23 protein-coding genes are annotated in these 20,980 nt (G+C 74.7%); 19 read left to right on the top strand and 4 right to left on the bottom strand.

Going from position 1 to position 20,980, the window contains the following annotated elements; translation table 11 throughout:
• Nucleotides 1-51: 51 nt before the first annotated feature.
• From ACFV46_RS21720 to ACFV46_RS21755, 8 genes are all read left to right on the top strand, one after another.
• Nucleotides 52-852: a pyrimidine reductase family protein gene (locus ACFV46_RS21720; RefSeq protein ID WP_385499288.1), complete on the top strand. Its 801-nt coding sequence runs from the start codon at nt 52-54 to the stop codon at nt 850-852.
• A 141-nt stretch (nt 853-993) separates the two neighbouring features.
• Nucleotides 994-1,467 (top strand): indole-3-glycerol phosphate synthase, encoded by a 474-nt coding sequence (locus tag ACFV46_RS21725; protein ID WP_199835578.1) that lies wholly within the window; start codon nt 994-996, stop codon nt 1,465-1,467.
• 89 nt (nt 1,468-1,556) lie between these two features.
• The gene (murC, locus tag ACFV46_RS21730; RefSeq protein ID WP_361936424.1) at nt 1,557-2,948 is read left to right on the top strand and encodes a UDP-N-acetylmuramate--L-alanine ligase; all 1,392 of its coding nucleotides are present in this window, start codon (nt 1,557-1,559) and stop codon (nt 2,946-2,948) included.
• A 13-nt stretch (nt 2,949-2,961) separates the two neighbouring features.
• Nucleotides 2,962-3,369 (top strand): peptide-methionine (R)-S-oxide reductase MsrB, encoded by a 408-nt coding sequence (gene msrB, locus ACFV46_RS21735; RefSeq protein WP_361936421.1) that lies wholly within the window; start codon nt 2,962-2,964, stop codon nt 3,367-3,369.
• 132 nt (nt 3,370-3,501) lie between these two features.
• Nucleotides 3,502-4,248, top strand: coding sequence for a PP2C family serine/threonine-protein phosphatase (locus ACFV46_RS21740; protein ID WP_361936418.1), 747 nt, complete (start codon nt 3,502-3,504; stop codon nt 4,246-4,248).
• A 51-nt stretch (nt 4,249-4,299) separates the two neighbouring features.
• On the top strand, nt 4,300-5,301 hold the full coding sequence (locus ACFV46_RS21745; protein WP_385499292.1) for an N-acetylglucosamine kinase: 1,002 nt from the start codon (nt 4,300-4,302) through the stop codon (nt 5,299-5,301).
• A 192-nt stretch (nt 5,302-5,493) separates the two neighbouring features.
• Nucleotides 5,494-6,264, top strand: a complete 771-nt coding sequence (locus ACFV46_RS21750; protein WP_361936412.1) for an SIS domain-containing protein — start codon at nt 5,494-5,496, stop codon at nt 6,262-6,264.
• 113 nt (nt 6,265-6,377) lie between these two features.
• The gene (locus ACFV46_RS21755) at nt 6,378-6,959 is read left to right on the top strand and encodes a hypothetical protein (protein WP_361936410.1); all 582 of its coding nucleotides are present in this window, start codon (nt 6,378-6,380) and stop codon (nt 6,957-6,959) included.
• A gap of 33 nt (nt 6,960-6,992) precedes the next feature.
• Here the strand turns inward: ACFV46_RS21755 and ACFV46_RS21760 are convergent, their stop codons facing one another.
• The gene (locus ACFV46_RS21760; protein WP_361936407.1) at nt 6,993-7,748 is read right to left on the bottom strand and encodes a DUF4142 domain-containing protein; all 756 of its coding nucleotides are present in this window, start codon (nt 7,746-7,748) and stop codon (nt 6,993-6,995) included.
• Between the two features lie 137 nt (nt 7,749-7,885).
• A complete protein-coding gene (locus tag ACFV46_RS21765) occupies nt 7,886-9,271 on the bottom strand; it encodes a hypothetical protein (RefSeq protein ID WP_385499293.1) in 1,386 nt (461 codons plus the stop codon).
• 113 nt (nt 9,272-9,384) lie between these two features.
• Between ACFV46_RS21765 and ACFV46_RS21770 the strand changes: the two genes are divergently transcribed.
• The 5 genes from ACFV46_RS21770 (at nt 9,385) to ACFV46_RS21790 (ending at nt 14,354) form a co-directional block, all read left to right on the top strand.
• Nucleotides 9,385-10,611, top strand: a complete 1,227-nt coding sequence (locus ACFV46_RS21770) for a molybdopterin-dependent oxidoreductase (RefSeq protein ID WP_385499295.1) — start codon at nt 9,385-9,387, stop codon at nt 10,609-10,611.
• Nucleotides 10,611-11,069, top strand: a complete 459-nt coding sequence (locus ACFV46_RS21775; protein ID WP_385499296.1) for a hypothetical protein — start codon at nt 10,611-10,613, stop codon at nt 11,067-11,069. Before ACFV46_RS21770 ends, ACFV46_RS21775 begins: the two co-directional genes overlap by 1 nt.
• An 81-nt stretch (nt 11,070-11,150) precedes the next feature.
• Entirely contained in the window at nt 11,151-11,840 is a 690-nt protein-coding gene (locus ACFV46_RS21780) for a response regulator transcription factor (RefSeq protein ID WP_385499297.1), read from the top strand.
• Nucleotides 11,837-13,291, top strand: coding sequence for an ATP-binding protein (locus ACFV46_RS21785; RefSeq protein WP_376726842.1), 1,455 nt, complete (start codon nt 11,837-11,839; stop codon nt 13,289-13,291). The genes ACFV46_RS21780 and ACFV46_RS21785 overlap by 4 nt, the downstream gene beginning before the upstream one ends.
• Nucleotides 13,292-13,343: 52 nt before the next feature.
• A complete protein-coding gene (locus tag ACFV46_RS21790; RefSeq protein ID WP_361936393.1) occupies nt 13,344-14,354 on the top strand; it encodes an NAD-dependent epimerase/dehydratase family protein in 1,011 nt (336 codons plus the stop codon).
• 34 nt (nt 14,355-14,388) lie between these two features.
• Here the strand turns inward: ACFV46_RS21790 and ACFV46_RS21795 are convergent, their stop codons facing one another.
• Together ACFV46_RS21795 and ACFV46_RS21800 are read right to left on the bottom strand one after the other, a co-directional pair.
• Entirely contained in the window at nt 14,389-15,501 is a 1,113-nt protein-coding gene (locus tag ACFV46_RS21795) for a sensor histidine kinase (protein WP_385499299.1), read from the bottom strand.
• A gap of 1 nt (nt 15,502) precedes the next feature.
• Nucleotides 15,503-16,231 carry a response regulator transcription factor gene (locus ACFV46_RS21800; protein ID WP_385499301.1) on the bottom strand — a complete coding sequence of 243 codons (729 nt, stop codon included), beginning with the start codon at nt 16,229-16,231 and terminating at the stop codon, nt 15,503-15,505.
• Nucleotides 16,232-16,335: 104 nt separating this feature from the next.
• Between ACFV46_RS21800 and ACFV46_RS21805 the strand changes: the two genes are divergently transcribed.
• From ACFV46_RS21805 to ACFV46_RS21830, 6 genes are all read left to right on the top strand, one after another.
• The gene (locus tag ACFV46_RS21805; RefSeq protein ID WP_385499303.1) at nt 16,336-17,073 is read left to right on the top strand and encodes a glycosyltransferase family 2 protein; all 738 of its coding nucleotides are present in this window, start codon (nt 16,336-16,338) and stop codon (nt 17,071-17,073) included.
• Entirely contained in the window at nt 17,070-17,681 is a 612-nt protein-coding gene (locus ACFV46_RS21810; protein WP_385499304.1) for a DUF2064 domain-containing protein, read from the top strand. The genes ACFV46_RS21805 and ACFV46_RS21810 overlap by 4 nt, the downstream gene beginning before the upstream one ends.
• Nucleotides 17,678-18,397: a class I SAM-dependent methyltransferase gene (locus ACFV46_RS21815; protein ID WP_376726845.1), complete on the top strand. Its 720-nt coding sequence runs from the start codon at nt 17,678-17,680 to the stop codon at nt 18,395-18,397. The genes ACFV46_RS21810 and ACFV46_RS21815 overlap by 4 nt, the downstream gene beginning before the upstream one ends.
• Before the next feature lie 73 nt (nt 18,398-18,470).
• Nucleotides 18,471-19,610 carry an ABC transporter ATP-binding protein gene (locus ACFV46_RS21820; protein WP_385499306.1) on the top strand — a complete coding sequence of 380 codons (1,140 nt, stop codon included), beginning with the start codon at nt 18,471-18,473 and terminating at the stop codon, nt 19,608-19,610.
• Nucleotides 19,607-20,293 carry an ABC transporter permease gene (locus ACFV46_RS21825; protein WP_376726847.1) on the top strand — a complete coding sequence of 229 codons (687 nt, stop codon included), beginning with the start codon at nt 19,607-19,609 and terminating at the stop codon, nt 20,291-20,293. Before ACFV46_RS21820 ends, ACFV46_RS21825 begins: the two co-directional genes overlap by 4 nt.
• On the top strand, nt 20,290-20,958 hold the full coding sequence (locus tag ACFV46_RS21830; RefSeq protein WP_385499309.1) for an ABC transporter permease: 669 nt from the start codon (nt 20,290-20,292) through the stop codon (nt 20,956-20,958). The genes ACFV46_RS21825 and ACFV46_RS21830 overlap by 4 nt, the downstream gene beginning before the upstream one ends.
• Nucleotides 20,959-20,980: the final 22 nt, after the last annotated feature.

Raw genomic sequence — 20,980 nt, forward strand, 5'->3', positions numbered from 1 at the left:
GCGCGTGAGGAGGACGGGGCGGTGACCGGGCGCCGTGCCACACTCCTTGCCATGCGACGCCTGTTCCCCGTGACCGACGAGACGACGCCGAGCGCTTCCGGGAGGAGCGGATCCGGACGGGAGTGGAGCCTTGCCGAGCTCGCCGCCGTGTACGCCTACCCGGACGCCGGGCCCGGCGGGGGCACCCCGTGGCTGCGGGGCAACATGGTCTCCACGCTCGACGGCGCCGCCCAGCACGAGGGGCGGTCGCAGCCCATCTCCTGCGCGGCCGACATGCGGATCTTCGGCACGCTGCGGGCGCTGGCGGACGTCGTGGTCGTCGGTGCTGAAACGGTCCGCCAGGAGGGGTACCGCCCGGCTCGGGCGCGGGCCGAGTTCGCCGGGGCGCGGGCCGCCGCCGGGCAGGCGCCCGCCCCCGCCGTCGCGGTGATCAGCGCGAGCCTCGACCTGGACTTCGGACTGCCGCTGTTCACCTCGCCCCTCGTGCCGACGCTGGTGCTGACCGGCGCCGCCGCGCCCGCGGACCGGGTCGCGCAGGCGGAGCGGTCGGGCGCCCGGGTGGTGATCGCCGGTGACGGCGCCGGCGTCGACCCCGCCCGTGCCGTGGCCGCCCTCGCCGGGCTCGGCCACACCCGGCTGCTGACCGAGGGCGGCCCGCGGCTGCTCGGGCAGCTGGTGGCGGGCGGGGTGCTCGACGAACTGTGCCTGACGATCTCGCCGATGCTGACCGCCGGGGACGCCCAGCGCATCGCCGGAGGACCCTCGGTGGAGGTGCCGCGGCGGTTCGAGCTGGCGTCCCTGCTGGAGGAGGACGGCTTCCTGTTCAGCCGGTACCGGCGGCCGCGAGGTTAGCGGGGGCGGCAGGGGGGTTCTCTGATCCATGGCCCGGGAAACGGCGGAATAGACCGTTCCGCTTGGCTTCCGCCGGGCAGACTACATTTCGCAGTCCCCGTGCCCGCACGGGGCAGGATGGTTTCCGCAGAAGGGGCGCCGGTGTTCACAAGCGTTTTGATGATCGAGAAGGCCCTGACGTCCGCCGACGTGGAGTTCGTCACCACCTTGCACGGCGACGAGGAGGTCGCCTTCCACGTACTGCTCCAGCCGCGCGGCGAGCAGGCCGACCGGCTGCTGCGCGCCATCGACGACATCGCGCTCGGCGAGCTGGACGAGGCGGTGCGCGAGGGCGAGACCCCCGAGGGCGAGGAGGCCCTGAGCACGGGCGAACGCGCCCTGGAGGTGTCGCTCACCGCCCTGCGCACCGCCGGGGCGCAGGCCGAGGGCCGGCTGCTGGAGGACCATCCGCTGGACGCGCTCAAGGACGTCGTGCGCGAGGTCGGGGCGGACGAGGTCATCGTGCTGACCGACCCGCACTACGTGGAGGAGTTCTTCCACCGGGACTGGGCCTCGCGGGCCCGGCACAAGGTGGGCGTGCCGGTGCTGAAGCTGTTCTCGCACAGCAAGGCCTGAGGAGAGCCGGGAGCGCCCCCGGGCGGTGGGCCCGCCGCGTGCTAATAGGCTGGGGCCTCACCGTCGTATCGCACTCCTGGGAGACACGCATGGCACCCGGCCTTCCCCCCGCCATGGACCGACCGCACTTCATCGGCATCGGCGGGGCCGGCATGTCGGGCATCGCGAAGATCCTCGCGCAGCGCGGGGCCGCGGTGGCCGGCAGCGACGCCAAGGAGTCCGCGACGGCCGGGGCGCTGCGGGCGCTCGGCGTCACCGTGCACATCGGGCACGCCGCGGAGCACCTCGCCGACGACGCCAGCTGCGTCGTGGTGTCGTCGGCGATCCGGCAGGACAACCCCGAGCTGGCCCGCGCCGCCGAGCTGGGCGTCCCCGTGGTGCACCGCTCCGACGCGCTCGCCGCGCTGATGGACGGGCTGCGCCCGATCGCCGTCGCCGGCACCCACGGCAAGACGACCACCACCTCCATGCTGGCCGTCTCCCTCACCGAGCTGGGCCTGCGCCCGTCGTACGCCATCGGTGGCGACCTGGACGCCCCCGGCTCCAACGCGCTGCACGGCGACGGCGACATCTTCGTCGCCGAGGCGGACGAATCGGACCGCAGCTTCCACAAGTACGCGCCCGACGTCGCGATCGTCCTCAACGTCGAGCTCGACCACCACGCGAACTACGCGTCGCTGGAGGAGATCTACGAGTCCTTCGTGACGTTCGCCGACCGGATCACCGAGGGCGGCACCCTGGTGATCTCCGCCGACCAGGACGGCGCCCGGGAACTCACCCGCCGTGTCGCCGGGCGCGGGCCGCGCGTCGTGACGTACGGCGAGGCGCCGGACGCCGACGTGCGGGTCCTGTCCGTCGTGCCGCAGGGCCTCAAGAGCGAGGTCACGGTCCTCCTGGACGGGCGGGAGCTCACCTTCACGGTCTCCGTTCCGGGCCGCCACTACGCCCTGAACGCCGTCGCCGCCCTCGCGGCGGGCGCGGCGCTGGGCATCCCGGCCGCCGAGCTGGCCCCCGCGATCGCCGCGTACACCGGTGTGAAGCGGCGGCTCCAGCTCAAGGGCGAAGCCGCCGGCGCGCAGGTCATCGACTCCTACGCCCACCACCCGACCGAGATGACGGCCGACCTCCAGGCCATGCGGGCCGCCGCCGGCGACGCCCGCATCCTGGTCGTCTACCAGCCCCACCTCTTCTCCCGCACCCAGGAGCTCGGCAAGGAGATGGGCGAGGCCCTGGCCCTGGCCGACGCCTCGCTGGTCCTCGACATCTACCCGGCCCGCGAGGACCCGATCCCGGGCATCACCAGCGAGCTGGTCGTCGACGCCGCCCGCGCGGCCGGGGCCGACGTGACCCCCGTGCACGACAAGGGCGAGGTGCCCTCGCTGGTCGCGGGAATGACGAAGCCCGGTGATCTCGTTCTCACCATGGGCGCGGGCGATGTCACCGACCTCGGCCCGCTCATCCTGGACCGCCTGTCGAAGTGAGGGGCACACACCCATGTCGTACGACGTAGAGAAGCCGGACGAGGAGTGGCGCGCGGAACTGAGCCCGGCCGAGTACGCCGTGCTGCGCCAGGCCGGTACGGAACCGGCCTTCACCGGTGAGTACACCGACACCAGGACCGAGGGCGTCTACTCCTGTCGCGCCTGCGGCGCCGAGCTGTTCACGTCCACCACCAAGTTCGAGTCGCACTGCGGCTGGCCGTCCTTCTACGACCCGAAGGACACCGACGCGGTGGAGCTGATCGAGGACCGCTCGCACGGGATGGTGCGCACCGAGGTGCGGTGCGCCCGGTGCGGCTCGCACCTCGGGCACGTCTTCGAGGGCGAGGGGTACCCGACCCCGACCGATCAGCGGTACTGCATCAACAGCATCTCGCTGCGGCTGACGCCGGCCGAGAGCTGACAGCCGGACAGCCGGACATGTGCGGCCGGGGGTGGACCCCGGCCGCACGTGCGTCCGGGCCCTGCGTGTTCCTAGACTCGTAGCAGGCCCCTTTGTCGGCGGTGCGCCCGGTACGGAAGGCGGTGGCGCCGCATGCCGTACGTCGCGGTGAGCGCGATCACCCATCCCGGACTGCTGCGCGAGCGCAACGAGGACAGTCTGGCCGTCGGACCGTGGACGCTGTGCGCCACGGTGACCGAGAGCCCCCAGACCCTGGTCTTCCCGCTCGGCACCCCGGTCGTCGTGGCCGTCGCCGACGGGCTCGGCGGGCATCCCGGCGGTGACCTGGCCAGCTCGCTGGTCGTGCGCCGGATCGCGATGCTCGGCCCCGCCCTCGGCAGCGAGGTCGCCGTCCGCGACGCCCTGAACGCCTGCAACCGCGCCGTCCACCAGGCCGCCGGCGGCGACGAGCGGACCGAGCTGACCGCCATGGGGACGACGGTCGCCGGCGTGGTCGTCGGCGAGGACAGCGTGCTCGTGTTCAACGTGGGCGACAGCCAGGTCCTCGCGGCCGACGGCGACGGCCTGCGGCAGGTCAGCGTCGACGACAACCCGCCGCACCCGCCCGGCCGTACGACGTCCCTGGTCACCCAGTGCCTCGGGGGCTCGCCCACCTTCCGCGAGGTCCACCCGCACGTCAGCACCGAACCCCTCGTGCCCGGCACGCGCTACGTCGTGTGCTCGGACGGCCTGACGGACCCGGTGCCCGCCGACACGGTGGGCGCGATCCTGCGCGAGCACGATGACGGCCGGGCCGCGTTCGAACTGTGGCGGGCCGCGATCGAGGCGGGCGGGCCGGACAACATCACCGTCGCGGTGCTGCGCTTCGGCGACGAGTAGCGCGGCACGCTCCTTGTCCCGGTGTCCACCGGTCCTTCACGATGGGCGCCGATGACTGTCGACCCCGCCGGTGCGCCCGCGTACGTCGTCGGTGTGGACGCCGGGGGCACCCGCACCCGGGCCGTCCTGGCGCCCCTGGCCGGCGGCGCGCCCCTCCGCGAGGGGCGGGGCGGGCCCGGGAACGCGCTGAGCGTGTCCGAGGCCGACCTCACCGGCCATCTCGCCGCCGCCCTGGCCGGGGCCGTCCCGCCGCGGTTGCGGGGCCAGGTGGTGGCGGTCGCGGGCGGTTTCGCCGGGGCCTCCCGGCTGGCGCCCGACGAACCCGGGCACCTGCGCGCGCACGCCGCCCTCACCGCCGCGCTGCGCCAGGTGGGGATCACCGCCGGGACCGTCGAGATCCACGGCGACGGCGAGGTCGCGTTCGCCTCCGCGCCGGGCGGCCCCGCCGACGGGATCGCCGTGATCGCCGGCACGGGCGCCGTCGCCGTCCGCATCGCCGGGCGGGTGTGCCGCGCCACCGCGGGCGGCGACGGTTGGCTGCTGGGCGACGACGGCGCCGGGTTCTGGATCGGGCGCGAGGCGGTGCGGGTGGCCCTGCGGGCGGCGGACGGCCGGGGCGGGCCGACGGCCCTGGCCTGGTCGGTCGGCCACACCCTCGGGGTGCCCCCGGACGTGCTGCCGCCCGTCCCGTACGACGGCACCGGCTGGGACCGGGAACACCGGGAGGCGTACCGGATGCGGCTGCTGCCCGCCGTGATGGGGCGGCACCCGGTGCGGCTCGCCGAACTCGCGCCGCTGGTGGCCACGGCCGCGGTCGAGGGCGACGCGGTGTCCGCCGCCGTCCTGGCGACGGCGGCGGACCACCTGGCGGATCTCGTCCACGCCCTGGCCCCCCACCCCGGCGAACGGATCGTCCTCACCGGTGGCCTCCTCGGCCCGGCCGGCCCCCTGACCCCTCCCCTCCTGGCCCGGCTCCGCCCACTGGACCTCACCCCCGCCCTGGTGACGGACGGCTGCCGGGGGGCGGTGACGCTGGCGCGGCTGGCGGCGTGAGCTCTGGGGTCGGTCAGCGGGTGCACGCGTGTGCCGCGCGGTGGGGTCGGGTCGCTCGCGGTGGCGACGCGGCGGCTGCGCACATCGGGGCGTCTGCGGGGGTCGGCTGCGGGAGCGGTCGGCGGTAGCGTTCGGTTCGCCGACTCATCCGTGGGCCGCAACTTGGTGGATTCGTTCATCGCGGGAGGGTTCATGTCCGACGCGTCCGTGAGCGCCGAGCGTTTCGTGCAGGAGAGCAGAGCCGTCCTCGACCGCCTCACCGGGACCGCGTCCGTACGGGAGGACGTGGCCCGCGCCGCCGGGCTCATCGCCGGATGCGTCCGGGCCGACGGGGTCGTCCAGGCGTTCGGCACCGGCCACTCCCAGGCCGTCGTCCTCGAGATCGCCGGACGCGCCGGGGGACTGGTGCCCACCAACCGGCTGAGCATCGCCGACCTCGTCCTGTACGGCGGTGAGTCCCCGGACGTCCTCGACGACCCGCTCCTGGAGCGCCGGGCGGGGGTCGCCACCCGCATCTACGACCTGGCCGACCCACGCCCCCAGGACCTGTTCGTCGTGATCTCCAACTCCGGCGTCAACAACGTCGTCGTGGAGATGGCCCTGCACGCCAAGGAGCGCGGGCACGACGTCCTCGCCCTGACCTCCCTCGCCCACACGCGCGCCGTCCCGGCCGGGCACGCCGGCGGCCGCAAGCTCGCCGACATCGCCGACGTCGTCCTCGACAACGCGGCCCCACGCGGGGACGCCCTGCTGGAGCTGCCCGGCGGCGGCGCCGTGTGCGCCCTGTCCACGCTCACCGGCGTCCTCCTCGTGCAGATGGCCGTGGCCGAGGCGACCGCGCTGCTCCTCGCCGCCGGTCAACGGCCGCCGGTCTACGTCTCGGCCAATGTGCCGGGCGGCTACGAGGGCAATCTGGAGCTGGAGAAGCGGTACGCCGGACGCATCCGCCGCACCGCGAGCTGACTGCCCCGAACGTCCCCCCGCAGGGGGCCGGTGAGGGCCGTTCGGGTAAGTGCGGCGGCCCTCGAATGGGCGCACACTGGAAAGGTGCTGTCGGTGCTCAAGGGGGTGTCGGCATGGCGGCGTCCGAGTGCACGAAGGTCCGGCTGTGGCGGTGGCGGTCCAATCCGCTGAAGCGGCGCAGCGACGTCATCGAGGCGTGGGTGGTCCTGTGCGCCTGGCTGCTCGCGCTGGTGGGCGGCGTCTTCGCCGGCTGCGCGGCGGCGGACGCCGTGGTCGGCTCCGCCGAGCGCGTCCGCGCCGAGACCCGTCGGGTGACCGCCGTCCTGGTGCGGGACGCGGAGGAGCCGGGGCCCGCCCGCGTGACCACCGACCACCTGGTGTGGGCGCCGGTCCGCTGGAGCGACCCGGGCGGCACGACCCGCACCGACGAGGCGCGGGTCCCGCCGAAGGCCAAGGCCGGCGGCAAGGTGCAGGTGTGGACCGACCGGCACGGCCGTGTCGTCAACGAACCGCTGTCCGGCGCCGAGACGACCCTGCACGCGGTCTCCGGCGGCCTGCTCGCCGGCGCCGGCGGGGCCGGTCTCGTCCTGGGCGCCGGCTGGGTGGTCCGCCTGATGATGGACCGGCGGCGGCTGGAGCAGTGGGCCGCGGAGTGGGAGCGGCTGGACACGCCCTGGGGCTGGAAGACCGGCTGAGCCGTGGTGCCCCCGGGAGACGGGGGCACCGGCTCACTTGACGTCCGCGCTGGGCAGCGCCTTCGGGGACTTGGTGTCCAGGTTCTCCAGGCCCAGGCCCTTGGGGATGGCGAGCGTGAGGACCGGCGCGCCCGGCTGTGGCGGGGGCGGGGTCAGCTGGTCCTGGGGCAGCTTCGGGGGCGTGGTCTGCTGGAAGTTGTTCTGGTCGAAGTTGACCAGTCCGGTCTTCTCCAGGACCGTGATGTGGTCGAGCACGGTGTCGTTCGCCAAGTCGGCCAGCTGGCGCACCATGGTGTTCTGGGTGTTCGCCCGGATCTTCGCGATCACCGGGAAGATCTGACCATGGGTCACCCGCATGATCGCCACACCGGTCGAGTCGAACTCCTTGCCCGTCTTGGAGTCCACCGTCGCGACGAACTGCTGCTGCTGTGGGCTCGCCTGGTTCGGCAGGGTGATGTTCAGCTGTGACGCGATCTTGCGGCAGGCGAGGTCGAGGCGGGCGTGACCGACCACCAGGTGCTTGCCGGCCTCCTTCATCGCCGGTGTCGTGCCCCGCTGCATCGCCATCATGCCCAGCGGGTGCTCCCAGAGCCCGGCCGCCCGCACCTTGACCACGAAGTCACGGTCCGCCTCGGTCAGCGGCCCCCACTGCGTGTTGGCGATGACGCGGTCCTGGCTGACCGAGGTGGTCTGCACACCCAGCATGGCGGGGTAGGCGAGGGCGGACAGGGTCAGGACCAGGGCGCCTCCCACGAAGACGGTGCCAACCATGCGGCGCGAGACGGGCATCGTGCCTCCAGACGTGAACGACTCGTACCCCCAGAGGTACGGACGGGACGGCAGGAACAATCACCGCTGCGGGAAAAACTTACGATCCGCTGTGCGGCGTACGTCACACGGCCCCCGCCCGCGCTGCCGCGGCCGGCTCACCAGCCCGTCAGCAGCAGATGGTTGACGAGCAGGGCCACCAGCGCCTGGGCCGCCAGCCAGCCCCGGGCCCCGGTCAGAAAAGCCGTCGCGGGCAGCAGCCACAGGGCGAACGGCAGCCAGATCCGCTCCGTCTCCGCCTTGCTCATCCCGGACAGGTCCGCGACGAGCAGCGTGGCCAGCGCGGCCAGGACGAGCACGGCGAGCCGCCCGCCGGCGGTGCGGGCCCGGCGCACGAGCACGGCCCCGGCCCGGCGCAGGCCCGCCACGGTCGCCGTCCCCACCACCGCCACCAGGCACGCCAGGTTCGCCCACACCCAGTACGGCTGCGGCCGGTCGCCGCCGACGCCCTGGTGGTAGCGGGTGACCAGCAGGTCGTACGCGTCCCACCAGAAGAAGCCGAAGGCCGTGAACACCAGCGGCACCACCGCGCACCCCGCCAGGACGAACGGCAGCGGCCGCAGGCGTGCCGGACCCAGCCACAGCACGGCCGCACCGATCACCACGAGCAGCGTCAGCCCGTACGAGAGGTAGACGGCGAGGCCCGCCAGCAGCCCCGCGGCCAGGCCCGCCGAGCGGGGCCGGCGCCCCGTCACCGCCAGCGCGAGGAACGCCGCCGCCCACGCCGCGACCGCCGCGAAGTACGCGTCGGCGGAGGTGCCCAGCCACACCGCGCCCGGCATCAGGACGAGGAACGGCGCGGCGCGCCGGGCGTGCCGCTCGGAGGCGAGCGCGCGGACGGCGACGAGGACGGCGACCGCCGCCGTGGTGCCGAGGGTGATGCACCAGGCCGCCGCCCAGGCCCCGCCGCCCAGACCGGCCCGGTCCAGGTACACGAAGGTGAGCGTGGCCGCCGGCGGGTGCCCGGCGACATGCGCGGGCCAGTGGTCCGGAGTGCCGAGCAGGATGTGCCCGGTGAAGTCCCGCAGGGCCGCCGGGATGTCCTGGAAACGGCCGACGGCCCGGAGGTACTCGTGCCGTGTCGTCAGCCGGCCGGCGACGCCCCGCTGCCAGCCGTCGACCAGCGCCAGCGACCAGGTCCAGGCCAGGGCGGCCCCCCACACGGCCGCGAGCAGCCGGCGCCAGGGCAGCCGGGCGGCCACGGCCGGTCCGTACGCCACCACGGCGACCGCGACGACAAGCGCGGCCGGAGTGCCGGGACCGAGGTGCGGATGCCAGGTCGCGAGCAGGGGCGGCCAGTTGACGTGGAGGGTGCCGTCGCGGCGCTCCACGACGGTCCCGGCCACCGCCGCCGCCGTGAACAGCAGGACGGCTGCGCCGGCCGCGTACAGGTCGCGGCGCGACGCGCGGCGGTCGTCGCCGGGGCGGGCGTCCGAACGGGCCTCGGGCGTCTCGGGCGTCTCGGGGAGGAGATCACGGGTCACGCGAGCACGCTAGGACGCCCGGGGTCCGCCCCCCGTGTGACAAGCGGAGACGTCAGCGATCCGTCATGGTTCGCCTCGCGCCCCGCGGGGCCGGCGCCGCCTACGGTCGGCACATGGCACGGTCCCCCTTCGCCCCCTCGTTCTGGCGCAGTCCGCTGCGCGGACCCTGGCTGACCTCGGTGCTCGGCTTCGTCCTGCTCGGCGGCATCACGGTGGTGTTCGTGACCGGGCTGCTGTCGTACGCCGCCTACAACCCGGACCTGTCGCCGGTGAACGACAAGACCCCCGGCAAGGGCGTCCTCGGCTTCTACCTCTTCCCCTGGCCGACCGGGCCGCGCTGGCTGTACCGGCTGAACCAGGGCGTCCACGTCACCCTCGGCATCACCCTGATCCCCGTGCTGCTGGCCAAGCTGTGGTCGGTCGCCCCGCTGCTGTTCCGGCTGCCGCCCGCCCGGTCCGTCGCGCACGCGCTGGAACGCCTCTCGCTGCTGTTCCTGGTCGGCGGCGCGCTGTTCGAGTTCGTGACGGGCGTGCTCGACATCCAGCTCGACTACGTCTTCCCGGGGTCCTTCTACCACCTGCACTTCTACGGGGCGTGGGTCTTCTTCGCCGCGTTCGTCGTCCATGTGCTGCTCAGGGTGCCCGCGGCCCGGCGCGGTCGGAGGGATCTACGGGAGGCGTCCGGCGGGCTGGTGGCGCCGGAGCCCGCCGGGCCGACCGTCTCGCGGCGCGGCGCCCTCGCCTTCGTCGGCGGCGGCTCCCTGCTGCTGTTCGCCACCACCGTGGGGCAGAACTTCGACGGGGTCCCGCGCCGGACCGCCCTGCTCGCCCCGCACGGCGGCGCCGAACCCGGCAGCGGCCCGGGAGCCTTCCAGATCAACAAGACGGCCCGGTACGCCGGGATCCGCGCGGCCGAGACGTCCGAGGAGGCGTGGCGGCTCGTGGTGACGGGTCGCGCCGGACGAACCGTCCGTCTCTCCCGCGCCGACCTGCTCGCCCTGCCGCAGCACGAGGCGGCCCTGCCGATCGCCTGCGTGGAGGGCTGGTCCACCTCCGACCAGCGCTGGCGCGGGGTGCGGCTGCGCGACCTTGCGGCGCTCGCGGGTGACGAAGAGGCTCCGTCCGACGTCCTCGTGGAGTCCCTCCAGCGGCACGGCGCCTTCCGGCGGGCGGCCCTGCGCGCCGACCAGGTCGCCGACCCGCGCAGCCTGCTCGCCCTCGCCGTCAACGGCGCCGGCCTCACCCTCGACCACGGGTATCCGGCCCGCGTCATCGTGCCCGCCGCGCCCGGGGTGCTGAACACCAAGTGGGTGGCGCGGCTGACCTTCGAGGACCTGTGATGCGCCGGCGACGCCCGCCCCTCGGCAGCCCCGCGCATCTGCTCCTGCTCGCCTGCTCCTTCGCGCTCACGGGGTACGCGGGGGTGCGGCTGCTCGAGACGGACCCGTTGGCGGTCGCGCTGTGGTTCGTGGGCACGGCCGTCCTCCACGACCTCGTCCTCGTGCCGCTGTACGGGGCCGCGGACCGCGCGCTGCTGCGCGGCACGGAACGCTCCGGCCACCGCGCCCGGACGATGTACGTGCGGGTGCCCGCCGCCCTGTCGCTGCTGCTCCTGCTGGTGTGGTTCCCGCTGATCACCGGCCGTGTCGCGGACCGCTACGCGCGTGCCACCGGCCTCTCCCCGGACGGCTTCCTGGCCCGGTGGCTCCTCATCACGGCCGCGCTGTGCGGGGGTTCCGCGGTGGTGTACGCACTGCGCCACCGCCGGCCCCGCACGCACCGGCCGCCCGGCGCCTGAAAGCTGTCGGCCACCTGTCGATCCGGCTCCGCGGCGCACCCGCCCCTCGGCGTACCGCACCAAGTGCCGCAGTATGAACGGGTGGAGAACGTACGCCTGCTCGTCGTGGACGACGATCCGCCCATCGCCGACCTCGTCGCGACCGTCGCCCGCTACGAGGGTTGGGACGCCGTCACCGCCAACTCCGGTGCGGAGGCGCTGCGCAGAGCCGCCGAGTTCCACCCGGACATCGTGGTGCTCGACCTGATGCTGCCCGACGTCGACGGCTTCGGGGTCCTGGACCGGCTGCGCGCCGGCGGCCGGATGGTGCCCGTGGTGTTCCTCACCGCCCGCGACGGCGTCGCCGACCGGGTCGCCGGGCTCACCCGCGGTGGCGACGACTACCTGGTCAAACCGTTCGCCGTCGAGGAGCTGATGGCCCGGCTGCGCACCGTGCTCCGGCGCAGCACCGGCCCCGGTCTCCAGCGCTCGGTCCTGCGGGTCGCCGATCTGACGATGGACGAGGACACCCGCGAGGTCCGGCGCGGCGACCGGCTGCTCACCCTCACCCCGACCGAGTACGAGGTGCTGCGCTATCTCATGCGCAGGTCGCCGGCCGTGCTCACCAAGGCCCAGATCCTCGACCACGTCTGGGAGTACGGCTTCGGCGGCCGCTCCAACGTCGTCGAACTCGTCGTCAGCAGGCTGCGCCGCAAGCTCGACGACACCGGCGCCCCGCTGATCCACACCGTGCGCGGCTTCGGCTACGTGGTCCGGGAGGCGTCGGGGTGATCGCGCGACTGCGCCGGGCGTACCGCGCGATGCGCCTCGGGACCCGGCTGGCGCTCGGTCTGGCCGTGCTGTCGCTCACGGTGTTCGCGGTGGTCGGCACCGCGCTGACCACGTATATGCGCGAGTACCTGGCCGCACAGCTCGACACCCAGCTGGCGCACGGGCAGATCGCCCAGTCCAAGTCCATCGCCGACCACGGCACGCTCGGCGGCAAGAAGTACTACAGCTGGTTCTACGCCGTGTACGACGTGACGGACGGCAGGGCCGTGCTGCGCACCCCGGAGGACCCCGCCGATCTCCCCGACGACGTCGCCGACTTCACCGCGCTGGCCCGCGCGCAGGCCGGCGCGCACCGGGAGGTGCTGCGCACCGCGGATCTGCGGGGCGAGGGCGAGTACCGGCTGCGGGCCTGCGAGGTCGAGCCCGGTGTGGTCCTGGTCAGCGCCGCGCCCCTGGACGGCATCGAGGACACCGTCGGCCGGCTGGTCACCCTCCAGGCCGTGACCTTCGGGCTGGCGCTGGCCGCCCTGGTGGCCCTCGGCCGGGGCATGCTGCGACGCGGCCTCGAGCCGCTGGGCGACATGGCGCGCACCGCGCGGGACATCACCTCGCACGACCTGACCGACTCCGCGCGGCTGCCGATGCGGCACGACCGGCGCGGCGGCGGACCCGAGGTGGAGGAGCTGCGCACCGCGTTCAACACGATGCTGGAGCACATCGACGACTCGCTGGCCGTACGGGCGGAGGCGGAGCGCCGGCTGCGCCGGTTCGTGGCGGACGCCTCGCACGAACTGCGCACGCCCCTGATGTCGGTGCGCGGTTACGCCGACCTGTTCCAGTACGCCGCCGCCAACGCCCCCGAGGAGCGCGAGCGGCATCTCGCGCGACTGCGCGCCGAGGCCGCCCGGATGGGCGTCCTCCTCGACGACCTGCTGCTGCTCGCCCGGCTCGACGCCGCGGACGTGGAGACGCCGCTGCGCCCGGTGGAGGCCGATCTGGTCGAGCTGGTGGCGCAGGCGGCCGACGCCTTCCGGGCCACCCGCCCCGGCCACCCGCTCACGGTCGTCCCCGGCCCCGGTCCGCTGCCGCTGCGCCTGGACCCGCAGCGCATCCGCCAGGTCCTGGACAACCTCCTCACCAACGCGGCCGTGCACACCCCGCCCGGCACCCCGGTGTCCATCGCCGTGTCCGTCGGGGACGGCACCGCGCGGGTCTCCGTCACCGACGCCGGGCCCGGCATACCGCCCGCCGACGCCGAACGCGTCTTCGACCGCTTCTACCGGGTCGACAAGGCCCGCAGCCGCGACCGCGGCGGCAGCGGACTCGGGCTCGCCGTCGCCCGGTCCCTCGTCGAGGCCCACGGCGGCCGCATCACCGTCTCCGGGGAGCCGGGGCGGACCCGCTTCACGGTGACGCTCCCGCTGACCGCCCCCGCCCTTACGAACCCGTGACATGGGGGCCGTGCGACGGCTCGGGGGAGCGGCGGCGCCCTAGCGTGGACGCATGCGTGTACTGGTCACCGGCGGCGCCGGATTCATCGGGTCCTCCCTCGTCCGGGCGCTCGCCGCCCACGGGCACGAACCGGTGGTGTACGACGTCCGCACCGATCCCGCGGCGGACGTGCGCGACCCCGACGCCGTACGGCACGCCCTCGCCGGTGTCGACGCGGTCTGCCACCAGGCGGCCATGGTCGGCCTCGGCACCGGCTTCGAGGACGCCCCGGAGTACGTCTCCCGCAACGACCTCGGGACGGCCGTGCTGCTCACGGCGATGGCCGGGGCCGGAGTGCGCCGGCTGGTGTTGGCCGGGTCGATGGTCGTGTACGGCGAGGGCCGCTACACCTGCGCCCGGCACGGCGTCGTCCGGCCCGGCCCGCGCACCGTCGCCGCCCTGGACGCGGGCCGCTTCGAGCCGCCCTGCCCGGTCTGCGGCGCCGATCTGACGCCGGGGCTGGTGGGGGAGGACGCCCCGGCCGACCCGCGCAACGTGTACGCGACGACCAAGCTCGCCCAGGAACACCTGGCGGCGGCCTGGGCCCGCGCGACCGGCGGCACCGCGGTGTCGCTGCGCTACCACAACGTCTACGGGCCGGGCATGCCCCGCGACACCCCGTACGCGGGTGTCGCGTCCTTCTTCCGCTCCTCCCTCGCGCGCGGGGAGGCGCCCCGCGTCTTCGAGGACGGGCGCCAGCGGCGGGACTTCGTCCATGTGCGCGACGTGGCCGCCGCGAACGTGGCCGCGCTGGAGGCGACCGGCGGGGACCTGGCGCCGGGCGCGCTGACCGCGTACAACACCGGGAGCGGGGAGCCGCACACCGTCGGCGAGACGGCCGATGCCCTCGCGACCGCGCACGGCGGCCCCCGGCCGGTGGTGACGGGGGAGTACCGTCTCGGGGACGTCCGGCACATCACGGCCGACTCCACGCGGCTGCGTGCCGAACTGGGCTGGAAACCGCGGGTGTCCTTCGCCGAGGGAATGGCGGAGTTCGCCGGGGCGGACCCGCGCGACGGGTGACCGCCCCCGCACCGGCCGGTGGTGCTGCCCGCGTTCAGGAAGCGGCGGCGGGCAGCACCACCTCGAAGCGGCAGCCGCCGGGCACGTTGCGCACGGTCGCCCGGCCCTCGTGCGCCTCCACGATGCCCCGCACGATGGCGAGTCCGAGTCCGGCGCCCGCCGGGGGCGTCCGGGCGTGCGTCCCGCGCCAGCCCGTGTCGAAGACGCGCGGCAGGTCCTCCTCCGGGATGCCGCCGCACCCGTCGGTCACCGACAGCACCACGCCGTCGGGGGAGCGTTCGGCGGCGACGGCGACCGTGCCGTCCGCGGGGGTCCGGCGGATCGCGTTGACCAGCAGATTGCCCAGCACCCGGCTCATCTCCCGGCCGTCCACCTGCACCGGCAGCGCCTCCACCCGGTCGCCGACCAGCCGTACGCCCTGCTCCCTGGCCAGCGCGTCCGCGCCCGCGAGGGCGTCGCCCACCAGGTCGTACAGGGACAGCCGGGCGAACGACAGCTTCAGCGTGCCGGCGTGGATCCGGGACAGCTCGAACAGGTCGCCGACCATGCCGTCGAGGCGTTCGACCTCCATCCGGATCTGCTTCAGATAGCGGTCCGGGTCGGCGGCCACCCCGTCCTCCAGGGCCTCCGCCATCGCGCGCAGCCCGGCCAGCGGGGTGCGCAGATCGTGCGAGATCCAGGCGACCAGTTGGCGGCGCGAGGACTCCAGGGCGCGCTCCCGCTCCCGGGACTCCGCGAGCCGGGCGCTGGTCGCCTCCAGTTCCCGGCTCAGCGCGGCGAGTTCCGCCGTGGCGGGCCCGTCGGGGGACGTGAACGCCCCGCCGTCGCCGAAGGAGCGGGCGGCGAGTGCCAGGGCGTGGCTGCGGGCGGCGACCCAGCGGCCCAGGAGCAGCGCGGTCGCCAGGGAGACCACCGCGGCCATCGCGACGACGGTCGTGACGACACTCAGGTCGTGCCCGGACAGGAACATCGCCTGCGCCACGGCGAGCGTGCCCGCCAGCATCGCGGTGACGCCGACGCCCGCGACGACGGCGAGGTGCGTGATCAGCGAGCGCCGCCGGATCAGCAGCAGCACACAGGCGCCCAGGACGCCCGCCGCGGCGGCGCCCAGGAACGCGAACAGGGCGATGAGCAGCGTGTCGCGCACGTCAGCCCTCCTCGGCGGGGGCGGCGCCGTCGGTGTCGAAGCGGTAGCCGACGCCCCACACGGTCTGGATCAGCCGCGGCCGGGCCGGGTCGTCCTCGACCTTGCCGCGCAGCCGGCGCACATGGACGGTTACGGTCGACAGGTCGCCGAAGTCCCAGCCCCACACCTCGCGCATCAGGTCCTCACGGCCGAACACCCGGCCGCGATGGCGCAGGAAGAACGTCAGCAGGTCGAACTCGCGGATCGTCAGCGCGAGTTCGGCCCCGTTCTTGGTCGCGCGGCGGGCCGCCGGGTCCACCGACAGGCCCCCGGCGCCCAGGACGCCGGACGGCTGCGCGGGGCGGGCGCGGCGCAGCACCGACCCGACGCGCAGGACGAGTTCGCGGGGGCTGAACGGCTTGGTGACGTAGTCGTCCGCCCCGACCTCCAGACCGAGGATGCGGTCGTCCTCGTCGCCGCGCGCGGTCAGCATGATGACCGGGACCGGGCCCTGGCCGCGCATCCGGCGGCACACCTCCAGGCCGTCCATGCCGGGCAGCATCAGGTCGAGGACGACGAGGTCGGGGCGGCGCGCCGCCGCCGCGGCGAGGGCGGAGGGCCCGTCGCCCGCCCGGTCCACCACGTACCCGGCGCGATCCAGGTACCCGGAGACGATCTCGGCCACGGTGGGGTCGTCGTCCACGACGAGGACCCGTGCCCCGGCCCCGCCGCTCGGCTCTTGCTGCTTCATACGGCCAGCCTCGCACCCTCCGCGCGCGCGAGGCGCCGCCCGGACCGTGACGTCCGCGTTCCGTAAGGAGCCGTCGTCCGTTATGCCCGGTTCGTGCTCGTAGGGTGAAAGCCGTGACGATCTCCTCACCCCGAGCCACCCCCGTGGACCCGGCACCCGTCGACGTCGTGCTGCCCTGCCTCGACGAGGCCGGGGCGCTGCCCTGGGTCCTGGACCGCGTCCCGCCCGGGTGGCGGGCGCTCGTCGTGGACAACGGCTCCACCGACGGCTCCGCGGACCTCGCGGCCCGCCTCGGCGCCACCGTCGTCCGCGAGACGCGGCGCGGCTTCGGCGCCGCCTGCCACGCGGGCCTGACCGCCGCCACCGCCCCCGTCGTCTGCTTCTGCGACTGCGACGCCTCCCTCGACCCCGGCGACCTGGTGCCGTTCGTGGAACGCGTCGCGGCCGGCGAGGCCGACCTGGTCCTCGGCCGCCGCCGGCCCGAGCGGCGGGGCGCCTGGCCGCCGCACGCCCGCGCCGCCAACCTCGCCCTCACCCGGCTCCTGCGCCGCCGCACCGGGCTGCGACTGCACGACCTCGGCCCGCTGCGCGCCGCCCGCCGGGAGGAACTGCTCGCCCTGGACCTGACGGACCGGCGCAGCGGCTACCCCCTGCAGATGGTGGTGCGGGCCGCCGACGCCGGCTGGCGCATCGCCGAGGACGACGTGCCCTACCGTCCCCGTACCGGTGCCTCCAAGGTCACCGGGACCTGGCGCGGCACCTGGCACGCGGTCCGCGACATGAGCCGCGTGCTGGCCGAGGAACCCGCGGCACCCGGCGTCCGGGAAGGGGCCCGTCCGTGACCACCCTCCTCGTCATCGCCAAGGAGCCCCGCCCCGGCCGGGTCAAGACCCGGCTCACCCCGCCCTTCACCCCGGAGGAGGCCGCCGCGCTCGCCGAGGCCGCCCTCGCGGACACCCTGGACACCGTCGCGCGCACCCCCGCCCGGCGCCGCGTCCTCGTCCTCGACGGCACGCCGGGCCCCTGGCTGCCGCCCGGCTTCGACGTCGTCCCGCAGAGCACGGGCGGACTCGACGAACGGCTCGCCGCCGCGTTCGCCGCCTGCGACGGCCCGGCCCTGCTCATCGGCATGGACACCCCGCAGGTCACCCCTGAACTGCTCACCGTCGACTGGGCGGACTGCGACGCCTGGTTCGGCCGGGCACGGGACGGCGGCTTCTGGGCGCTCGGCCTCGCCGAACCCGACCCGGACCGGCTGCGCGGCGTCCCCATGTCGCAGCCGTACACCGGCGCCGCCCAGCGCGCCCGGCTCGCCGGACTGCGGGTGCGGGACCTGCCCGGCCTGCGGGACGTCGACACCGCGCTCGACGCCGAACTGGTCGCCGCCGCGGCCCCCGGCGGACGGTTCGCCACGGCCCTGGCCCGGCTCGGCCCGGCGGCCCGCCGATGAGCGGGCTCAGAGAGGCGGCGGCCCCCGCGGACCCGGTCGCGCCCTGGTCCGCCGACCCGTACGCGCGCGCCCTCGGCAGCGGCCGCGGCCCCCTCTACCTGCGGCGCGCCGACGGCTGGCTGCTGCCGCTGGACGTGGAGCGCTGGTGCGCCGACGCCGACGCGGTGGACCGTGAGGTGCTGCGGCGCTGCGAGGGCGCGGTGCTCGACGTCGGCTGCGGCCCCGGACGGCTGGTCGCGGCCCTGGCCCGGCAGGGCCGTACGGTCCTCGGCATCGACGTCAGCGACGCCGCCGTCGCCCGCACCGCGCGGCTCGGCGGTCCCGCGCTGCGCCGATCCGTCTTCGATCCGCTGCCCGGCGAGGGCCGTTGGGGCACCGCCCTGCTCCTCGACGGCAACATCGGCATCGGCGGCGACCCGGCGGCCCTGCTGGAGCGCCTCGCCCGACTCGTGCGCCCCGGCGGGCTGTTGCTCGCCGAGACCGTGCCCGGCCTCGATCTCGACGAGCGCGTCCAGGTCCATGTCACCGACGCCCGGGGCGCCGAGGGCCCCCTCTTCCCCTGGGCCCGCCTCGGCACCCCCGCCCTGCTCCGGCACGCGGCACGGGCCGGATGGAGCCCCGCCGGACAGTGGACGGTGGAAGGGCGGGCCTTCGCCGCGCTGCGCGCCCACGCGATACCGGACCAGCGCAAAGGTGCCGCAACACAAGGCGTCTAGACTCGGGCTCCATCGGCCGGCCCGTGGGTCGCACGCGGGCGAAACCTGCCAGACCCGAAGGGTATTCGGCGTTTTGATACGGATAGATGCAGTCACCAAGCGATACCCGGACGGCACGGTGGCGGTCGACCGGCTGTCGCTGGAGATACCCGACCGCTCGATCACCGTCCTCGTGGGACCGTCCGGCTGCGGCAAGACGACCACACTGCGGATGATCAACCGGATGGTCGAGCCCAGCGAGGGCACCATCCTCCTCGACGGCGTGGACATCCAGCAGCAGCCGGTCAACACCCTGCGCCGGTCGATGGGGTACGTCATCCAGAACGCGGGCCTCTTCCAGCACCGCACGATCCTCGACAACATCGCGACCGTGCCCCGCCTGCTCGGCTGGGGCAAGGAGAAGTCCCGCGCCCGCGCCCGGGAGCTGATGGAACGCGTCGGCCTCGACGGCTCCCTCGCCAAGCGCTACCCGTACCAGCTCTCCGGCGGCCAGCAGCAGCGCGTCGGCGTCGCCCGCGCGCTCGCCGCGGACCCGCCGGTGCTGCTGATGGACGAGCCGTTCTCGGCCGTCGACCCCGTGGTGCGCAAGGGACTCCAGGACGAACTCCTGCGCATCCAGGAGGAACTGGGCAAGACCATCGTCTTCGTCACCCACGACATCGACGAGGCCGTCAAACTCGGCACCATGGTCGCCGTGATGCGCACCGGCGGTCATCTGGCCCAGTTCGCCCCGCCCGCCGAACTGCTCACCGACCCCGCCGACGCGTTCGTCGAGGACTTCCTCGGCAACGACCGCGGCATCCGCCGGCTGTCCTTCTTCTCCTCGGCCGGACTCGACCTGCTCACCGGGCCGATCGTCGCCGTCGACGCCTCCGCCGAGCAGATCGCCGCCGCCGCCCGCGCCGGCGCCCCCTACCTCCTCGTCGTCGACACCGACGGCCGGCCCGTCGGCTGGGGCGATCCCGCCGAGCTGATGGCCGGGTCGATCGCCACCGCCGAACTCCTCTCGCACGGACGGCCGTTCACCGCCGGTGGCGACTCCCTGCGGGCCGCCCTGGACTGCGCGGTGCTCTCGCCGACCGGCTGGGCCGTCGCCGTGGACGGCGAGGGACGGGCCACCGGGGTGGTCTCGCAGACGTCCATCGGCGACGCCATCCGGGGCGCGCACGCCGGCCGCGCCGCCGCCGGCACGGCCCAGAAGGTCGCCCCGTGAACGACCTCTTCGACATGCCGAGCTATCTGGAGCACAGCTTCCTCGGCCTCGTGGGGCTGCATCTGCGCGAGGCGCTGGTGCCGGTGCTGGCCGGGCTCCTCCTGGCGCTGCCGCTCGCCCAGCTGTGCGTCCGCTTCCGCTGGCTGTACCCGCCGGTGCTGTGGGTGACGACCGTGCTCTACGCCATCCCGTCGCTGGCGTTCTTCGTCGTCCTCATCGACTACACCGGGCTGAGCGAGCTGACGGTGATGATCCCGCTGGCCGTCTACAGTCTGGTCGTGCTCGTCCCGGCCATCGTGGACGGGGTGCGCTCGGTGCCGCAGGAGACGCTGGCCGCGGCCACCGCGATGGGCCTGGGCCCCGTACGCCGCTATCTCCAGGTGCAGTTGCCCATCGCGGCGCCCGCCATCCTCGCCGGGCTGCGGGTCGCGGCCGTCTCCAGCATCTCCCTCGTCAGCGTCGGCATGCTCATCGGCAACGAGGGCGCGCTCGGCAACATGCTCGACGCCGGACTGAAGTACAACCAGCCCCGGCTGGTCTGGCTGTCCGTGATCTCCACCGCCGTCCTCGCCATCCTCGTGGACGCCCTGCTGATCGTCCTGCGGGTGTGGGTGACGCCCTGGATGCCGCGCGGCGGCGGCCGGGGCACCCGGACCGTCCTCGCGAAGGGAGCCGCCCGGTGAACATCCTGAACTTCGCCGACGCGTTCTTCAGCGACAGCGCCCACTGGCAGGGCTACGACGGCATCCCGGTCCGGCTCGGCGAGCACGTCCAGTACACGCTGACGGCCCTCGGTATCGCCGCCGCCATCGGGCTGCCCGTCGGGCTGCTCACCGGTCACACCGGGCGCGGCGGCAACGTGCTCGCCCTCATCGCCACCTCGGGCCGCGCGCTGCCGAGCTTCGGCCTGATGGTGCTCATGTTCATCCTGCTGGGTCTCGGCATGGCCCCGGTGATGATCCCGCTGGTGGTGCTCGCCGTCCCGCCCATCCTGGTCACCACCAACGAGGCGATGCGCTCCCTGGACCCGGCGCCCGTGGACGCGGCGCGCGGCATGGGCATGGGCGAGGCGCAGGTCCTGTTCCGGGTCGAACTGCCCACGGCGCTCCCGCTGATCCTCAGCGGGCTGCGCTCCGCCGCCATCCAGATCGTCTCGACGGCCACGATCGCAGCGTACGTCAGCTTCGGCGGCCTCGGCCGCTACATCGTGGACGGCCTCTACCAGCGGGACTACGAGAAGGTCGTGGGCGGCGCCACGCTGGTGGCCGGGCTCGCGGTGGCCACCCTGCTGGTGTTCTGGGCGGCGGCCCGGCTCGCGGTCTCCCGGGGCGTGCGCAGGCCCACCTGACCGTACGGCGGTGCCGGCCCGC

This window comes from Streptomyces sp. NPDC059852 (genome assembly GCF_042731455.1).
GTDB lineage: Bacteria > Actinomycetota > Actinomycetes > Streptomycetales > Streptomycetaceae > Streptomyces.

What these genes read in the sequence shown, in the direction of transcription:
- ACFV46_RS21720 (WP_385499288.1), top strand. Translation starts at nt 52, where the DNA reads ATGCGACGCCTGTTCCCCGTGACCGACGAGACGACGCCGAGCGCTTCC.
- murC (WP_361936424.1), top strand. Translation starts at nt 1,557, where the DNA reads ATGGCACCCGGCCTTCCCCCCGCCATGGACCGACCGCACTTCATCGGC.
- msrB (WP_361936421.1), top strand. Translation starts at nt 2,962, where the DNA reads ATGTCGTACGACGTAGAGAAGCCGGACGAGGAGTGGCGCGCGGAACTG.
- ACFV46_RS21740 (WP_361936418.1), top strand. Translation starts at nt 3,502, where the DNA reads ATGCCGTACGTCGCGGTGAGCGCGATCACCCATCCCGGACTGCTGCGC.
- ACFV46_RS21745 (WP_385499292.1), top strand. Translation starts at nt 4,300, where the DNA reads ATGACTGTCGACCCCGCCGGTGCGCCCGCGTACGTCGTCGGTGTGGAC.
- ACFV46_RS21750 (WP_361936412.1), top strand. Translation starts at nt 5,494, where the DNA reads ATGTCCGACGCGTCCGTGAGCGCCGAGCGTTTCGTGCAGGAGAGCAGA.
- ACFV46_RS21755 (WP_361936410.1), top strand. Translation starts at nt 6,378, where the DNA reads ATGGCGGCGTCCGAGTGCACGAAGGTCCGGCTGTGGCGGTGGCGGTCC.
- ACFV46_RS21760 (WP_361936407.1), bottom strand. Translation starts at nt 7,748, where the DNA reads ATGCCCGTCTCGCGCCGCATGGTTGGCACCGTCTTCGTGGGAGGCGCC.
- ACFV46_RS21770 (WP_385499295.1), top strand. Translation starts at nt 9,385, where the DNA reads ATGGCACGGTCCCCCTTCGCCCCCTCGTTCTGGCGCAGTCCGCTGCGC.
- ACFV46_RS21775 (WP_385499296.1), top strand. Translation starts at nt 10,611, where the DNA reads ATGCGCCGGCGACGCCCGCCCCTCGGCAGCCCCGCGCATCTGCTCCTG.
- ACFV46_RS21790 (WP_361936393.1), top strand. Translation starts at nt 13,344, where the DNA reads ATGCGTGTACTGGTCACCGGCGGCGCCGGATTCATCGGGTCCTCCCTC.
- ACFV46_RS21800 (WP_385499301.1), bottom strand. Translation starts at nt 16,231, where the DNA reads ATGAAGCAGCAAGAGCCGAGCGGCGGGGCCGGGGCACGGGTCCTCGTC.
- ACFV46_RS21815 (WP_376726845.1), top strand. Translation starts at nt 17,678, where the DNA reads ATGAGCGGGCTCAGAGAGGCGGCGGCCCCCGCGGACCCGGTCGCGCCC.